Origin of the sequence: Bacillus kalamii (genome assembly GCF_047238185.1) — a bacterium.
Taxonomy (GTDB): Bacteria; Bacillota; Bacilli; order Bacillales; family DSM-1321; genus Bacillus_AD.
Genome location: NZ_JBDFMI010000006.1, coordinates 1,139,316 through 1,156,130, shown reverse-complemented (window position 1 = coordinate 1,156,130; position 16,815 = coordinate 1,139,316). Strand labels below are relative to the sequence as shown.

The 16,815-nt window shown below is 41.7% G+C and carries 14 protein-coding genes; 7 read left to right on the top strand and 7 right to left on the bottom strand.

The genetic code is table 11. From position 1 onward, the window contains the following. Positions 1 to 9 precede the first annotated feature (9 nt). Positions 10 to 1,200 carry a methionine gamma-lyase gene (gene megL / locus ABC357_RS23485; protein WP_412889924.1) on the bottom strand — a complete coding sequence of 397 codons (1,191 nt, stop codon included), beginning with the start codon at positions 1,198 to 1,200 and terminating at the stop codon, positions 10 to 12. 112 nt (positions 1,201 to 1,312) lie between these two features. Between megL and ABC357_RS23480 the strand changes: the two genes are divergently transcribed. Then, entirely contained in the window at positions 1,313 to 1,747 is a 435-nt protein-coding gene (locus ABC357_RS23480) for a hypothetical protein (protein ID WP_412889923.1), read from the top strand. A gap of 21 nt (positions 1,748 to 1,768) precedes the next feature. Here the strand turns inward: ABC357_RS23480 and ABC357_RS23475 are convergent, their stop codons facing one another. After that, on the bottom strand, positions 1,769 to 2,956 hold the full coding sequence (locus ABC357_RS23475; protein WP_412889922.1) for a DEAD/DEAH box helicase: 1,188 nt from the start codon (positions 2,954 to 2,956) through the stop codon (positions 1,769 to 1,771). A gap of 230 nt (positions 2,957 to 3,186) precedes the next feature. Beyond that, positions 3,187 to 4,689, bottom strand: a complete 1,503-nt coding sequence (gene putP / locus ABC357_RS23470) for a sodium/proline symporter PutP (RefSeq protein WP_412889921.1) — start codon at positions 4,687 to 4,689, stop codon at positions 3,187 to 3,189. Positions 4,690 to 4,989: 300 nt separating this feature from the next. Between putP and brnQ the strand changes: the two genes are divergently transcribed. Beyond that, a complete protein-coding gene (gene brnQ, locus ABC357_RS23465; protein WP_412889920.1) occupies positions 4,990 to 6,303 on the top strand; it encodes a branched-chain amino acid transport system II carrier protein in 1,314 nt (437 codons plus the stop codon). Positions 6,304 to 6,353: 50 nt separating this feature from the next. Here the strand turns inward: brnQ and ABC357_RS23460 are convergent, their stop codons facing one another. Further along, the gene (locus ABC357_RS23460; protein WP_412889919.1) at positions 6,354 to 6,683 is read right to left on the bottom strand and encodes a hypothetical protein; all 330 of its coding nucleotides are present in this window, start codon (positions 6,681 to 6,683) and stop codon (positions 6,354 to 6,356) included. Between the two features lie 789 nt (positions 6,684 to 7,472). Here ABC357_RS23460 and ABC357_RS23455 point away from each other — a divergent pair. The 4 genes from ABC357_RS23455 to ABC357_RS23440 are packed head-to-tail and all read left to right on the top strand — an operon-like array spanning position 7,473 to position 9,823. After that, positions 7,473 to 8,183 carry a cytochrome c biogenesis CcdA family protein gene (locus ABC357_RS23455; protein WP_412889918.1) on the top strand — a complete coding sequence of 237 codons (711 nt, stop codon included), beginning with the start codon at positions 7,473 to 7,475 and terminating at the stop codon, positions 8,181 to 8,183. Between the two features lie 37 nt (positions 8,184 to 8,220). Next, positions 8,221 to 8,616 carry an OsmC family protein gene (locus ABC357_RS23450; RefSeq protein WP_412889917.1) on the top strand — a complete coding sequence of 132 codons (396 nt, stop codon included), beginning with the start codon at positions 8,221 to 8,223 and terminating at the stop codon, positions 8,614 to 8,616. Next, positions 8,613 to 9,230, top strand: a complete 618-nt coding sequence (locus ABC357_RS23445; protein ID WP_412889916.1) for a hypothetical protein — start codon at positions 8,613 to 8,615, stop codon at positions 9,228 to 9,230. Before ABC357_RS23450 ends, ABC357_RS23445 begins: the two co-directional genes overlap by 4 nt. Further along, positions 9,227 to 9,823 (top strand): TlpA disulfide reductase family protein, encoded by a 597-nt coding sequence (locus ABC357_RS23440; RefSeq protein ID WP_412889915.1) that lies wholly within the window; start codon positions 9,227 to 9,229, stop codon positions 9,821 to 9,823. Before ABC357_RS23445 ends, ABC357_RS23440 begins: the two co-directional genes overlap by 4 nt. Before the next feature lie 374 nt (positions 9,824 to 10,197). Here the strand turns inward: ABC357_RS23440 and ABC357_RS23435 are convergent, their stop codons facing one another. Continuing rightward, positions 10,198 to 12,027: an ABC transporter ATP-binding protein gene (locus tag ABC357_RS23435; RefSeq protein ID WP_412889914.1), complete on the bottom strand. Its 1,830-nt coding sequence runs from the start codon at positions 12,025 to 12,027 to the stop codon at positions 10,198 to 10,200. Continuing rightward, positions 12,005 to 13,747, bottom strand: coding sequence for an ABC transporter ATP-binding protein (locus ABC357_RS23430; protein ID WP_412889913.1), 1,743 nt, complete (start codon positions 13,745 to 13,747; stop codon positions 12,005 to 12,007). The genes ABC357_RS23435 and ABC357_RS23430 overlap by 23 nt, the downstream gene beginning before the upstream one ends. Before the next feature lie 196 nt (positions 13,748 to 13,943). On the opposite strand from ABC357_RS23430, the gene cls reads away from it, so the two are divergent. Continuing rightward, a complete protein-coding gene (cls, locus tag ABC357_RS23425) occupies positions 13,944 to 15,392 on the top strand; it encodes a cardiolipin synthase (protein WP_412889912.1) in 1,449 nt (482 codons plus the stop codon). 58 nt (positions 15,393 to 15,450) lie between these two features. On the opposite strand, the gene ABC357_RS23420 is transcribed toward cls, so the two are convergent. Next, positions 15,451 to 16,815, bottom strand: coding sequence for an aspartate kinase (locus tag ABC357_RS23420; RefSeq protein ID WP_412889911.1), 1,365 nt, complete (start codon positions 16,813 to 16,815; stop codon positions 15,451 to 15,453).

Below are 16,815 nucleotides of genomic sequence, written 5' to 3'. Positions count from 1 at the left end.
CGCTTGTTCTTATGACGACAGTGAATCCAATGCCTGCTTCAAATCATCCCAAATGTCCTCCCATGCCTCCAAGCCTACCGATAGGCGAATAAGCTGATCGCTAATCCCCATTTCTATTCTGTTATCTTTCGGCACGACTGAATGGGTCATAGTAGCAGGATGCTGAATCAGTGTTTCGGTATCTCCCAGACTAACTGCAAGCTTTATTAATCGCAACGCATTCAAGAAACGTTGTGCATCCTGCTTGCTTCCCTTTATTTCAAAGGAAATCAAGCCGCCTCCTTTACGCATTTGCTTCTTTGTTATAGAAAAATCCGGATGGTCTTCATCACCGGGATAATAGATATGCTCTACATTCGGATGTATTTTCAACAAGTGGAATATTTTATCGGCATTTTCACAGTGGCGGTCCATTCTGACCGGCAATGTCTTTAAACCACGAATCAAAAGCCACGCGTCGAAAGGAGAAATGATTCCGCCTATATCCTTTTGAGTAGTGCCTCTTATATGCTCCATCATTTCACGTTTCCCTACTGCTACACCTGCCACCACATCTCCATGCCCTCCTATATATTTGGTAGCGCTGTGCAGGACAATATCACAGCCCAGTTCCAACGGCTTCTGTAAATACGGCGTCGAAAATGTATTGTCCACAACAACCGGTATCCCAAACTCTCTGGCCACAGCTGCCACTAATGCCAAATCAATCATTTTCATTGTAGGGTTAATCGGGGTTTCAATATAAATGCAGCTCGTCTCTGGAGTAATCATGCTTCGAAGTTCTTCCTCGCTGGATAGCCAGCTGAACGAATGGCGGATATTATATTTCTCTTCCATCAATTGCAGCAGGCCGAATGTACATCCGTACAAGCCTTGCGAGCATATGATATGGTCGCCTGCCTTCGTAAGAGATAAAAGGATGGCGGAAACAGCTGCCATTCCGGATCCAAAGGCGAGGGCCGCTTCCCCTCCTTCAAGGATGGCCATTTTTTCTTCGAGCGCTTTAACGGTCGGATTTCCAAGCCTTGAATAAATGTATCCTTCCGTTACGCCCGCAAAGCGCTGTTCACCTTGTTCGGCACTGTCAAAAGTAAAAGTCGATGTTTGATATAGGGGGACTGATAAACTCCCAGCATGCTGTTTAGAATCATAACCATGATGAATGATAGCGGTTTCAAAATGTTTGAATTTTTTATCCATGTACGTATCTCCTTTGTCGTTCACTTTCCATCTTCTATTGTATGATAAACGCACATAAAATGTAATTATTTAGTATAATATCCTTAAAAAACCATTAAGAGAGGCGATTTAGATGAAATGGAACAGAACATATATAACTCTTCTTATTCTTTTTCTTTATATCTTAATAGCAACGATTGCCGACCAGCATTATCTGCAGATTTATAGAAAGATAGCAAACGATACTCTTACCATACCTGCCTACCCACTTCTCCACCATTTATGGCATATTCCTACAGGAATGATTCTTGGGCTATTAACCTTATCAGAACAATTCAATAAACAAGGGCGTTGGAGAATCAAGCTCCTCCCATTTCTGGTTCTCTTCCTGCCATCCGCCTACTTCTCACTGCTTCCCTTTTTAGCTCTAAAGTCAACTGCGTGGGCCCTTCCATTTGCCTTTATAAGCCTTGAGACGCAAATTTCGATCATTGCTTCCGTCCTTGTAGGTTTTTCAGCCATTTTTCCGTGGCATAAAGAAAAAGAAAAAAATACACCACTTCACTAGAAAGCGGTGTATAGGTCCCTCTTATTTTTTATTTTTGGCAGGCCTCTTCTTTGGTGCAGACCCTTTATAGACAGGCCGTTCATCAACAATGCGCCCTTGGAAGAATTCTTTTTTCTGTACTTCTATCCCTAACTTACGGGCCAATTGCTTCAATTCTTTTTCTTCCGATGCAGTAATGATGCTGATCACAGTACCGTCATTCCCCGCTCTCCCGGTTCTGCCAGAACGGTGAGTGTATTGATCCAATGTTCTTGGGACATCAAAATGGACGACTGTTGACAACCCTTTGATATCCAAACCTCTGGCGGCAACATCTGTCGACAAAAGCATCGGAAAATCCCCTTTGCGGAAACCTTTAATGGCTTTCTCGCGTTCTGTTTTTGTTGTTTCTGCATGAAGGACCGCCACATGAAGATCTTTATACTTCCATTTTTCAGCAAGGACATCCATTTCTCCGATATCCTTCATAAATACAAGCGATTTAGTATCCGGCAAACGTGAGATTTTTTCCAATATGAACGGCTTATCGCGTTTTTCACAAATAAAATAAATATGGTCGACCTTTCCGGCGAAGTTTTCATCCTTTTGAATGGATATCGTCGCTGGGTTCTCCATAAATTCAGAAAGCTGGCCTTTAATTTCCGGTGTAACGGTAGCAGAGAACAATAGGACTTGGCGTTGGTCTTTCATCGTACTTTTGATAATGGCAGCTACTGTATCAAAGTGCTCCGGTACGATTAATGTATCCCCCTCATCCAGGACAATCGTTTTAACTTCATGCATTTTAAGTTTCTTTTGCATCATCAGCTCCTGAATTTTTCCCGGTGTGCCGACAATGATCTGCGGTTTTTTCTTTAGCTTCTCCAATTGGCGTTTCGTATTGGCCCCTCCGATGAAGGAAGCACTGCGGATGCCGCTCCCTGCGCTCCATTTAACCAATTCCGTATGGATCTGCATCACCAATTCGCGGGATGACGCAAGAATGACACTTTGGACATGGGCCGAATCTTTATTCACTTTTGCAAGCAGGGGCAGCAAATAAGCAAGGGTTTTCCCGGTCCCTGTCGGGGATTGGGCAATCAAGTCATCTCCTGACATAATCGCAGGAAAAGCTTGTTCCTGAATAAGGGTTGCTTTTGAAAATCCTTCTTTCTTCCACGCTTCCTGAAGAAACGCAGGACATTCTTGTATAAATGAAGTGTTTGACATAGTTTTAATCTCCTTAACTTCTACTAAACATTGTTGTGTATAGCTTTGCCTATATTTTCAACTAATTCACGGACAAATTCAATCCAAAGGCGAAAAATTGCATTTCTGTTTTATCCGCCCTTTGCATCCGTCCATCATACCATATGAATACAGGCTTTGAATACAACCGGCCCATGCTAAACAAAAGCGGCGTGCACTGGGTCCAGCCCGTACACGCCGCTTACAATCATTTATTTGCTATGGGTAATAGCTTCATCCAGTTTCTTTTCATATTTTGTCTGCCGAACCGCTTCTGCAAATTCTTCTTCTACTTTCACCGAAGGCTTTGCAGTCAGCACGCTTACAACAATAAGGACGATCGAACATACGATAAAGCCTGGAATTATCTCATAGACAGCATCGAATGCTTCAATCATTTCCCATACAATAACAGTCACGGCACCTGCGATTATTCCGAAAAATGCTCCCCATTTAGTCATCCGTTTCCAATAAAGGCTGAACAGGATAACTGGGCCGAAGGCGGCACCAAAGCCGGCCCATGCATATCCGACCAAATTTAGAATGGTTTCACTCGGATTTAACGCCATAACCAATGCGATAACTGCGACCGCCAATACGGTCAAACGCCCTACAAGCACCTGCTCGCGGTCGGAGGCCTCTTTACGCAAAAACGTTTTATAAATATCTTTTGTCAATGCGCTTGATGTCACCAATAGCTGTGAAGAAATGGTACTCATGACAGCCGCCAATATGGCCGCAAGCAAGAAACCGGTTACAATTGACGGGAATAATTGTTCACCTAAAACAATGAACACTGTTTCAGGGTTGGATAAGCTTTGATTCGTGATCTTGAAATAGGCAATCCCAACCAGACCTGTGAACATCGCTCCAACGATGGAAAAGACCATCCATCCCATCCCTACTCTTCTTGCCTTTCTGATCTCCCTGACCGATGTAATTGCCATAAAACGGACGATAATATGCGGCTGTCCGAAATACCCAAGGCCCCAGGCCAGCAAGGAAATAATGCCGATAGCAGTTGTACCCTCAAAAGCCTTCAAAAGGGTTGGATCTATATTGCGGATTTCCTGGAATGTTATCGATGTGCTGCCAATATTCGAGATAGTGACAATCGGCACGATAATCAATGCCAAGAACATGATGAGCCCTTGAACAGTGTCTGTCCAGCTGACAGCCAAAAATCCTCCGAACAAAGTATAAAGAATAACAACAGATGCAGAAATTAAGATACCAGCAGTATAATTCATATCAAATGCGGTTTTGAATAGTTTTCCTCCGGCTACCATTCCGGATGAGGTATAAAAAGTAAAGAAGACAATAATAACAATAGCAGACGTAATCCGTAATATTCTGGATGAATCATGAAACCGATTCTCAAGAAAATCCGGAACTGTAATGGAGTTTTGAGCAATTTCGGTATATGTCCGCAATCTTGGTGCCACATACAGCCAATTCAGGTAGGCGCCTGTACATAATCCGACCACAATCCACCCCGCGCTGAGACCGCTTACATACATAGAACCCGGAAGCCCCATTAATAGCCAACCACTCATATCTGACGCACCAGCGCTCAAGGCTGTTACAACCGGGCCAAGCCCACGACCCCCTAGCATATAATCAGACAAATTGCTTGTCTTCTTATAAGCGAAGTAACCTAAAAGCAGCATGCCCCCCATGTATACTGCAATTGAAAAAATAACCCCATAATCCAACTGAGTTCCCCCTTTATTCGTTTAATCAATATTATTAACAAAAATTTCTGATAATAATATATTTTTAGAATAACAAGAAAGAACATTTTTGAAAACAAAAATAACTCTTTTTTTCTAAAAACACTTTTATAATGTTTGAAAAAACGTTTTTCATCTCATGTTTGCAAATCTATTTTCTTTTAGCAATAAAACCCATTATTATTTAAGTATAAGAGGAAGAACGTTTTCAGATACATATAGCGAATGGGAAAAACAATTGGTATACTTCTACAGACAACATTGTTAGAGAGGACATCATTCATGCAGTTTTTATCGAAAAAACAACTTTTATTCATAAGCTTTATGCTGTTTTCCATGTTCTTTGGAGCAGGCAATCTCATTTTCCCCGCCTTTTTAGGACGGGCTTCAGGATCTGATACATTCATCAGTATGGCTGGATTCATTATTTCAGCCGTCGGCCTGCCTATCTTGGGCGTCATTGCAGTGGCTAAAATCGGCAACTTGAATACACTCGGACAACGAGTATCGCCGGGGTTTGCCTTTATCTTTCCTTTACTCATTTATATTTCAATCGGACCGCTTATGGCGATACCAAGAGCAGCGACCGTTTCATTTGAAATGGGCCTTAAACCATTTTTACAGCACTCAACCAGCGATACCATCCCTTTAATCATATATTCCTTGATCTTTTTCGGGCTGGTTCTTTGGTTCAGTCTCTCTCCCAATAAGTTGATTGATTTATTCGGCAAGGTGTTGACACCTTCATTACTGATCTTGCTTGCTATTATTTTAATTAAAAGCATTTTGACTCCTTTAGGCGGAACAGCCGAAACAGCTGCCGCTTATCAGGAAAATACATTCTTCAAAGGTTTTTTGGATGGGTATATGACAATGGATTTATTGGCTTCCCTCGTTTTTGGGATAGTAATTGCCAACACGATCTATACACAGGGCATAACAGATAAAAAGAGCCTATCTTTGTCCATGATGGTTGCAGGCCTTGGAGCAGGAGCGCTTCTTGCGGCTATCTATATCATTTTGGGCTTCCTCGGGGCCTCTAGCGGATTGATGCATGGGCAAGCAGATAACGGGGCCACAGTCCTATCGCAAGTTATGCAGCAATTATTCGGCCAAGCTGGGACAATCCTACTCGCGATCATTTTCACGATTGCCTGCCTATGCGTTTCAATTGGACTTGTCATTTCCTGCAGTGAATACTTTTCAGTTGTATTCAAGAAGAAATGGAGTTATAAAAAGTGGGCGCTGCTTACAACATTGATAAGCGCAATTCTGGCAAATCTAGGATTAAATGCCATTCTATCCTTTTCAGTACCTGTCCTTGGATTGATTTATCCGATTGCCGTCGTTTTAATTTTGCTTGCATTGGCGGATTCATGGATCCAAAGCAGTAGAATTGTCTATATCCTTTCTATTTCATTTACTGCGATTTACAGTATATTGGATACATTAAATAATACCCTTTTAAATAAATCCTTAACTGGACTTTTAGCTGATATTCCTTTGTATGAACAGCAAGTAGGCTGGTTTTTGCCTGCTATTGTTGGGGTGGCGATCGGCATCGCGGTCGACCGCACTATAAAAAAAGCATACTAGCATAAAAAAGATGCTACGCATTTACTTGCATAGCATCTTTTTTTGTGTTATTATTTAATTTCCGTGAAAGAAATTGATAAAGTTTTTGGGTTATGTTCCATGTCATCCCTATATGATTCAATTCTTTCGCAAGATGTAAGTTCATAAGAAAAATCTTGCACCGCTTCTGGAATAATGCGATTTGCCTTTAACCTTAGAAATAGCTGTTCCATGGCATCATCTGTCTCGATTGGCTCTTTTGTCTTATTGCAAATAAAGCCGTCGACACAAGTGCGGATTACATTCTTGTATACGGTTTCATCTACAAATACAAAAGATGCATCTAGTATGTGCTCTACTTCAGAATGATCCATTTCAATAATGGTCATGATATTCAACACATTCACCCACCCATTTTTCTTTGTTTAATCCAAAGAAATACCAATACTTCTGCATATCGCAGGAATTCCTTTGTTAATACCATCTTAACATCTTCCATGCAGCGATTCCCTTGATATTGTAAACATTGTATGAATAATTAGACAATTTTTCGATTTGTTTAACATCTATTTCAATGGGTAAATGGATAATGTGCTGTTACAGATTAACTATAAATTATTTGTTACTGGAGGCATCAACTTTGATATCGAGGACATTAAAAAGTCAAATATCAGTTGTTACTATCCTATTCACGCCGGATCGGCTTCGGAGCCGTGGGGACGTAAGAGAGGTAGGGCTTACGTTGTTTAGGCAATAGTCTTTCAACTGAAATGAACCTACAAATAATCAAATGTACATGTATAAAATGAAAATAAAAGAAACCGTTAACTCTATATCAAAAGGGCTCCATACATTCATGCACTGTAATAGGAAAAGGGTAAGCTTTGGCCTGCTTTCGCAATCTTTGGCTTACATTCCGCTTGAAATGCATCATGGATCGGGCCTCGAATAATCTGTTCATACCGGAAGGATCATCAGCACCCTTCCAAAAAGCCTGCTGTCCCTCGACAGCAGGCTTTTTTAATGCCCCTCGGTTCGCTTCGGGGGATCAATCAGCATCATTGAAAAAAAAGTTCTTTGCTTTATACTTATATTTATATACCCATAACCGTATTTTATTATGGTTTATGTATTTCCTTAATATAATCTTAATACTGTAAAGAGACAATTCTACATAGGAGGTGTTGTCAATGTCAGATATAGGTGTCGTATTTGCCTTAACAGCAGGCTTACTATCCTTTTTTTCTCCATGTGTATTTCCACTGCTCCCCGCTTATATCACACACTTGACCGGCGGGAAAATCGAACAAGCAAAAGTCCAGGTTAACCGGCGGACACTTTATACCCGTTCACTAGGGTTTATCGGCGGCTTCAGCCTTATATTTATTATAATGGGTGCTTCCGCTACCTTTCTCGGTAAGCTGTTTTTGGACTACCGGGTAATTATTATGCAAATTGCCGGACTGTTAATAATTATCTTTGGTTTACAGATGGTAGGACTATTGAACATGTCTATTTTGAATAAAACAAAGGGATTCAGCTCTGAAAGAAAAACAAAGAACATCTTCAGTTCTGTATTACTCGGTATGGCATTTGCCACAGGATGGACTCCCTGTGTCGGCCTTGCACTGTCATCCATATTATTGCTTGCCAGTTCTTCCGCAACGGTCGCACACGGAATCTACTTATTGATTTCGTATTCAGTAGGTATGGCGATTCCCTTTTTGATTATTTCAGTGGCTGTTTCTTATTCATTGAAAATAGTAAAAAAAATAAATCGTTATCTTGGAACTTTATCCATCATAAACGGTACCATTATGATCATACTGGGATTTCTTGTTCTGACAGGCCAAATGCAAAAAATCAGCGGCTGGCTATCAGCCTATAGCCTTTTTAATTAATCGCCCAACTGAAAGAATTTAGAAAGAAGGAACTTACATGAAATTCACCTATCAAAATGAAAAAGTAAATTCAAAATTGAAATTCGATGATATAACCATCTCAACCAATGCCGAAAACGGATATCTGCCATTCGAGCTTTTTGTCTCCTCTTTAACAGGATGCAGCAGCTCTTTACTTGCGAGATTGCTAACAAAAAAACGGATATCATTTGACAAAATTAATGTAGAAGTCACATCTGCCAGAAATCCGGACGAAGCGAACAGAATTGAACAATTGGCGTTTGAAGCCGAAGTCATATCCAATAAGGCTATGACTGAACAACAAAGAGAACAATTGGCGCATTTGGTGATTAAAAATTGCGGGATGATCCAATCAGTTGTCAGCAGCATAGACATTTCATTTACCATCCAATTCCGGAGCGAGCCGAATTGAGCTATATAAGTATAGGTTCTTTCACTGTACAAGCAAGCATAATTGCTTTCTTCCTGGCGCTATTTTCCGGAAGTATCCTCTACCGCCTTTCCGAGAAAAGAAGCATCGGCGATTGGTATTGGAACAGTTTTTTTCTATTTATCATTATTATGAAGGCAACTTATATCGCATTCAATTTTTCTATCTTCTTGGATGCTCCACTGGGGATCCTTTACTTTACCGGGGGGACAAAAGGAGAAATCATTGCTTTCTTTGGAATCGGATTATATATTGCTTTCCAATCAAAAAAACACAAGCACCTGACCCATGAAATGCTGATAGCCTATCTGTACTATTTCATTTCATATGAGACATTTGTAAATGCCCTCCAAGGCAACTGGGTTGCGACCGTATGTAATCTGCTGTTGCTCGCGGGGTCATTTTGGCTTATTAAAAAAAGGACTGCATACAGTCCAATAAATTCTGACCAACTATTTATATTAATCCTATTGATCGAAGCATTGATTGTCAGTCTATTTGATGAGCTGCTATCCATTCACCGGGCTCTTATTCTATCGCTTGGCATCTTGCTTCTATTTCTCAAGTCACTGAGTAAGGAGGAATTGAAAGAGTGAAAAAGAAACATATCATTACAGCTGCCATTTTAGTGATTGCCATCATTATTGTAGTCATTAATATATGGAATCCCTCTTTTTCAGGAACCAATGAAAAGGAGAAGGCCGGAGGAACGAAAGAGGAAGCCGTATCGACAGGCACAAAGCCAAGCTTGAAAGGCCCGAGCGTCGATCAAGGAGCGACTGCCCCCGATTTTGAAAGACGGACATTAGACCATCAGGTGGAGAAACTTTCCTCATACCGGGGCAAAAAAGTCATCCTCAACCTTTGGGCTTCCTGGTGCCCTCCATGCAAAGCAGAAATGCCTCACATGGAAAATTACTATAAAGAAAAAATGACTAAGGATGAGGCATTGGTGTCTGTCAATCTAACAAGCTTAGAAAAACAGGAAGCAGACGTTCAATCCTTTATCGAAACCAATAAAATTACATTTCCGATCCTCATGGATGATAATGGATCATTAGGGCAAATCTATCAAGCCTATACGATTCCAACAAGCTATCTGATTGACCGCAAAGGAAAAATCGTCCAAAAAATAGTCGGCCCAATGGACGAACAAGCCATGAAAAAACTATACGACTCCATTGAGTAACAAAGAAAAGCGGAGGAAACCGATTAGCGGTGTACAAACTGGAGCTTTTTTCCTCAAGATAAAGGAAACACCATGAACATAGTGAATGGATGTTGACTTATCGTAGAGTAAAAAGCGAAGTTTGCTAACCGCTGGGTTCCGCAGCCTGGACAACTAGAAAAGCGGAGGGCGCCTGTTTAGCCCCGACAAGCTTAAGGCGAGAATTGCTCATAGGCTCGTTTTTGCCTTTGACTATTCTTGACTTAAGACCTCGAGGGGCTGGCGTCCGCAGCTGGACAATCGAAAAGCGGAGGGCGCCTGTTTAAAATCAAAAACCATAAAAAAATCCAGACTCCCTGCTTGGCAAGTCTGGATTTTTTACATTCCATTGATATTCATTCATTTTCCAAGCCCGCTTGGACCAGCTGTGCATAAAAGCCCTTTTCCCCCATCAGTTGGTTGTGCGTTCCTGTTTCAATGATTTCCCCATCCTGCAATACTACAATGCGGTCGGCTTCCCTAACCGTATTCAATCGGTGGGCAATTACAAAACTAGTCCGGTCCTTCATCAGTTCCTTAAGAGCCTGCTGGATATGCAATTCTGTGATAGTATCGATTGAGCTGGTCGCTTCATCCAATATCAATATGACTGGGTCTGCCAATACTGCCCTCGCGATTGCCAATAATTGCTTTTGTCCATGGCTAAGATCATTCCCTCCGTCTTGGAGAACCGTATCATATCCATCTGGCAACCGTTCAATGAACGAATGGGCATTGGCCGCTTTTGCCGCTCTGATAATTTCTTCATCACCTGCATCCAAACGGCCGTAACGGAGATTTTCACGGATTGTCCCCTGGAATAGAAAAGATTCCTGAAGCACAAACCCCATATGTTCCCTCACACTCTCCCGTGTATAATCCGTTATCTCAAATCCATCTATAGTTATGGAACCCTCATCAAAATCATAAAAGCGCGAAAGGATATTGACAATCGTTGTTTTACCGGCTCCCGTCGGACCGACAAACGCAACCATTTCCCCTGATTTGGCGTGGAAACTGATATCATTTATCGTTTTTCCGCCCCCTTCATAAGAAAAGGATACATGGTCAAAAACAACATCTCCCTTAATAGCAGGCAACCTCTTTTTATCTTCTTCGTCATGGGATTCCTCTCCCGTATCCAGAATTTCAAATACTCTCTCCGCACCGGCAACTGCTGAAAGAAGCGTATTGAATTGATTCGCCAGGTCATTCAACGGCCTAGTGAATTGGCGCGAGAATTCAATAAAGACGACAATTCCCCCAATTGAAATCCATCCTTTTAAAGCAAAAATCCCGCCTATTCCAGCGATTATCGCAAATGAAATATTGTTTAGCGTATTCATCACTTTTGGAATGAGCCCGGAATACGTTTGAGCCCAAAAACCTGACTTGCGCAGGTTTTCTACTTTATCTGTGAATAGATTCTCTATCTCCTGTTCTTGCGAAAAGGCTTTAATGATTCTTTGGCCAGAAATACTTTCTTCAATAACCCCATTCAATTCACCAAGATTTTTTTGCTGGAGCTGAAACAGTTTTCCTGTCCGATTTGTGATCCATTTCATGCCGCCGAACATAACCGGGACAATCAGAAACATACATAGTGCGAGCAACGGGCTTAAATAAACCATAACAGTCACCGTACCGATGATCGTTAATGTACTTGAAAGCAATTGAATAACAGAACTATTGAGAGTAGAACTGACATTTTCAATATCATTTGTCACTCGGCTCATAAGCTCCCCATGCTGCCTCTTGTCGAAAAAGGAAATGGGAAGCTTATGAAAATGGGAAAATAGCAGCGCACGGAGCCGCACCACTGTCTTTTGGGCGATGCTAATCATTAAAATATTCTGGAGCCACTGGGACAGAGAGTACAGAGCATAAATAGCCAACAATGCCAGCAATGCCGCAGAAAGGCCGGATGTACTGCGTGCTACGATATGATCATCTATCATTTTACCGATCAGGACAGGCCCGGCTAGGGAAAGAATCGAACTTACCAGTACAAGGAACAGAACAAAATAAAACATTGCCTTTTGCTCAGTCAGCATCTTCCATATCCTCATAATGGTATCCTTTGTGTCATTCGCTCGTGATTTTTTCTTAACATACTTTTTCTTAAGTTCATGGTGATCAATTACTTTTTCGTAATGAAAAGGGTCACTTATTTGTTTTTTCCACATGCATTGCCCTCCTTCCCCCTCCCTGTGAATCAATAATGTCCCGATAAAGCTGTGATGTATCCAGCAATTTTTGATGAGATCCCAATGCAGCGATCCTTCCATCTTGCAGAATCATAATAATATCGGCATGGATAGCGGTCGATATCTTTTGGGTAACCATTAGCTTCGTCGCCTCATATCCCTTCAAGGCGGTCAGTAAGTTCAATTCTGTTTTGGCATCCAGCGCACTTGTACTATCATCCAACAGCAATATACTAGGTTTCCTGATCAGAGCACGTGCTATGGATAAGCGCTGCCTTTGCCCTCCCGATAAATTGACGCCTTTTTGTCCAATTAATGTGTCGAATTGGGAGGGAAGCTTTTGGATTGTTTGTTCAATTTGGGCATCCTTGCACACTTGCCGGATTTCCTTATTAGTTGCATCCCTTCTCCCCCAACGGATATTATCCTCTACAGAACCTGTAAACAAAAGGGACTCCTGGGGAACAAGGCCTATGTGCCGCCGCAATTGATACTGATCGTACTCCCTAAGATCAATTCCATCTATTAAGACCGTACCGGCCACAGGATCGTACAGCCTCGGTATCAAATTAGCCAAAGAGGATTTCCCTGCTCCGGTCGACCCAAGAATAGCCATTGTCTTACCAGCTTCCAAGGTGAATGAAATATCTTCTAGTGCCGGCACACGCTGGCCTTCATATGCAAAATAGACGTTCCGGAAGGCTATATCGCCCCGTATTCGCACGGGTGTATCCAATGCTCCTTGATCGCCCATTTCAGGCGAAGTCCACAATATCTCATTCAACCGTTCTGCCGACGCCCTGGATCGGGAAAAGGCCATGATAATAAAGGAAAGCATAGATAGCGATGATGTAATTCTTGTAGCATAATTGACCACTGCCACTACTTCTCCCACATCAGCACCTCCCGCTTTTACTTCTTTGTTGCCGAACCATAAAATGCAGAGGATGACACCATTCATTAGAAATAATAAAAGAGGGGCTGATATTTCCATGAATTGAAGGACCGCGGCTGTCTTTTTCCGTAACTCTTCACTTACCTCTTCAAAACGCCTAACCTCTACTCTTCTCCGCAAAAAAGCACGGATCAATTTCATTCCTGCCAGGTTTTCGCCCATGACATTGTTGACATGGTCAAGTTTTTTCTGGACAGTTTTGAACATCCTTCCTCCCTTTTTCATAAAAAAAAGCAAAAGAAGAAATAAACATGGAACAGAAATGGCTAAATAAACGGCCAGCGAGGGATGGACGATGAAAGACATAATCATCCCGCCTATAATCAATAGCGGAGCTCTCGCCATAATCCGCAGCATCATAAACATGGTATTTTGCATTTGTTGGACATCATTCGTCAACCTGGTCATTAATGTACCGCTTGCAAATAATGAAAACTGGGAATAGGAGAAGGATTGCATCCTTCCGAACAGCTCCTTCCGCATATCTGCCCCGAAACTCTGGCTTACATGGGATGCATAGAATGTATTCAGAATTCCTGATAAAAAACCTAACAAAGATAGAATCAAAATCACACCGCCCCATACAGCAACGATGCCCAGATCCTTTGCCATAATTCCTTCATTGATTATTTTTCCCATTAATAGTGGTTGTACCAATTCGACCGCTAATTCTGCTATCATAAAAAAGAAAGCAATGCTAACGGAGATTTTGTAGGGGGCACTGAAGCTCCATACACCTTTCACAAACACCCTCTCCTTGGTTGCATATGTATTTCGATTCACGAACAAAAAACTTATTCTTATCTTACTATTTTTTGTTAATTTTTCCGAATAATTACTCTCGTTTTTCTGCACGGCAAACAAGTGAAACAAACGGGTTCGTTAAAACGTATTATAAGAGCACATTCAGGGGACTACTATTTGAAAGAGGACAAACAACATGAGCATATTGAGTATTACGATTAATGGAATTTTGGTTTTGAATATTTTATTGGCGATTTTTGTTATCTTCAGGGAGCGGAGAGATGCCACATCCACGTGGGCTTGGCTGCTTGTTTTATTTTTTATTCCCTTTCTGGGATTCTTTCTTTATCTTCTTTTCGGCCAAAATTTAAGCCGAAAGCATATGTTCCATTGGGATGGGCCCCAAAAGAAAGAAAAAAAAGCGATGGTGCTGGAACAGGTCAAAGAAATCCAAGCATCTACATTCCCTCTCCATAACTGTTCATCCAAAGAGCATAAAGACTTGATTTATATGAATTTAATCAATAGCAATTCCTTGCTTTCTTTGGATAATGATGTGACCATCTTTACCGATGGGCAGGAAAAGTTCTCAAACTTAATCAAGGATATTCAAAAAGCTAAACAATATATACATATGCAATACTACATTATTAAGAATGACCATCTGGGGCGCGAAGTGATTGCTGAGTTGACCAAAAAGGCGCTGGAAGGCGTTAAGGTAAGGGTCTTATATGACGAATTGGGCTCCAGGGGGCTATCCAAGAAAGCATTCAAGGAACTAATTGCTGCAGGCGGAGAGGTGGAAGTATTCTTTCCTTCCAAGCTTCATCTAATCAACCTGCGGCTCAATTACAGGAACCATCGCAAGCTTGTCATCATCGACGGTTCTGTAGGTTATGTAGGCGGCTTTAATATCGGCGACGAATACTTAGGGTTGAACACGAAATTCGGTTACTGGAGGGACACCCATTTGCGCATTACAGGGAGTGCCGTTTATGAAATGCAGACGCGCTTCATCCTGGATTGGAATTTAGCTTCACACCGGCATGATATTGAATACAGCCCGAATTTATTCCCTCCTAATACAAAAAAAGGGCATACCGGCATCCAGATTGTCTCCAGCGGACCAGATTCTGAGTGGGAGTCGATAAAACAAGGCTATATAAAACTGATCCTATCAGCAAAATCGTCCATCTTGATCCAGACGCCCTATTTCATTCCTGACCAAAGCTTATTCGAAGCGCTTCGGATTGCCTCCTTGGCGGGCAAAGATGTCAAAATTATGATTCCTAATAAGCCTGACCATATGTTTGTCTATTGGGCTACAATGTCGCATATCGGAGAGTTATTGAAAACGGGGGCAAAAGTCTATATTTATGAAAATGGATTTATCCACGCAAAAACAATCGTAGTCGACGAAGAGGTATGCTCAGTCGGTACAGCTAATATCGACGTCAGGAGCTTCCGCTTGAATTTTGAAGTGAACGCTTTTATCTACAGCTCCCATTTATCCAAGCAATTGGCTGAATCCTTTACCTATGACTTAACGTTATCAAAGCAATTGACGCTGGATGATTATAATCAGCGCCCATTCATTATCCGATTTAAAGAATCAATTTCCCGCTTGCTGACCCCCATCTTATAAAAGGCAAGGAATAGTAACTATGCAAAAAGGAGAATCAACATGGATTCTCCTTTTTGCATTATAATACAGGCACCCCTACAAAGAATTCATTATATAGCGCCTGAACAGCCCGATGCTCATTTTCTGCTTTTATGCCAAACATCATGCTGACTTCCGAAGAGCCTTGGTTAATCATTTCGATATTTACGCCCGCTTCAGCCAATGCCTTCGAAGCCTTTGCTGTAGTCCCTACATTATGGCGCATACCTTCGCCAACAATCATTAACATGGAAAGTCCATGCTGTACCTCAACCTTGTCTGCATTCAATTCTTCATAAATCCGTCGGACAATCAATGACTCATCCTTCTCGTTCATTTGATTTTCACGGATAATAACTGTAATGTCATCGATTCCTGACGGTACATGTTCATAGGAAATGCCTTGTTCCTCCAAAATTTGAAGCAGTCTGCGCCCAAATCCGAGCTCCCTATTCATTAAGTACTTACTGATATAAATACTGCAGAACCCCTTATCTGAAGCGATGCCGATAACAGGACCATTAGCATTTTCCCGATCGTTGACAATCAGTGTTCCGGGTGCAGTTGGATTATTCGTATTTTTGACATTCACAGGGATGCCCGCACGGAAAGCCGGAATCAATGCTTCATCATGGAAAACGGAAAATCCTGCATAGGACAATTCCCTCATCTCGCGGTAGGTCAATTCTTTAATTTCCTTAGGGCGGGGCACAATCGTCGGATTAACGGAATAAACTGCATCGACATCGGTAAAATTTTCATATACGCTCGCTTTTGTCCCATTGGCCAAGATGCTTCCAGTGATATCAGAACCGCTCCTTGAAAAAGTAGCTATTTTCCCTTCCAATGTGTATCCGAAAAATCCAGGAAAAATGATGATGCCCTCTTTCTCGCGAAGTTCCATTAATCTTGCGTAAGACTCAGGAAGCACCTGGGCATTTCCGGGCTCATCGCTCACATACAGTCCGGCATCCTTTGGATTTACATAATGCGCATCCGTCCCCATGCTTTGGAAATAGGCGGCAATCAGCTTGGCGTGATTATCCTCACCGCTCGCCTTAACAGTATCCATGTATTTTTCAGAATCTGTCTGATCACCGGACAATACGGTGTGGATCGTTTCACTTATTTCCTCCATGACAGATTCAGGAAGCTCAAGCTCCCTTGCAATGCTTGCATACCGCTCCAATAGGGCTTCTTTTTCGTTGTCGCAGTTTCTTCCTTGCAAAATGCTATCGCCGCACTTGATCAACAGATCCGTTACCTTTATATCTTCCGGCGACCGTTTTCCGGGTGCCGATACTACTACAACTTTTCTTTCAGAGTCACTCGTTACAATCTGATATACTTTTTTTAACTGTTCACCCGATGAAAGAGATGATCCACCAAATTTTACGACTTTCAT

Coding starts and splice junctions, on each gene's coding strand:
- ABC357_RS23480 (WP_412889923.1), top strand. CDS start 1,313: ATGAAATGGAACAGAACATATATAACTCTTCTTATTCTTTTTCTTTAT.
- ABC357_RS23450 (WP_412889917.1), top strand. CDS start 8,221: ATGAAATTCACCTATCAAAATGAAAAAGTAAATTCAAAATTGAAATTC.
- ABC357_RS23475 (WP_412889922.1), bottom strand. CDS start 2,956: ATGTCAAACACTTCATTTATACAAGAATGTCCTGCGTTTCTTCAGGAA.
- brnQ (WP_412889920.1), top strand. CDS start 4,990: ATGCAGTTTTTATCGAAAAAACAACTTTTATTCATAAGCTTTATGCTG.
- megL (WP_412889924.1), bottom strand. CDS start 1,200: ATGGATAAAAAATTCAAACATTTTGAAACCGCTATCATTCATCATGGT.
- cls (WP_412889912.1), top strand. CDS start 13,944: ATGAGCATATTGAGTATTACGATTAATGGAATTTTGGTTTTGAATATT.
- ABC357_RS23420 (WP_412889911.1), bottom strand. CDS start 16,815: ATGAAAGTCGTAAAATTTGGTGGATCATCTCTTTCATCGGGTGAACAG.
- ABC357_RS23435 (WP_412889914.1), bottom strand. CDS start 12,027: ATGTGGAAAAAACAAATAAGTGACCCTTTTCATTACGAAAAAGTAATT.
- ABC357_RS23455 (WP_412889918.1), top strand. CDS start 7,473: ATGTCAGATATAGGTGTCGTATTTGCCTTAACAGCAGGCTTACTATCC.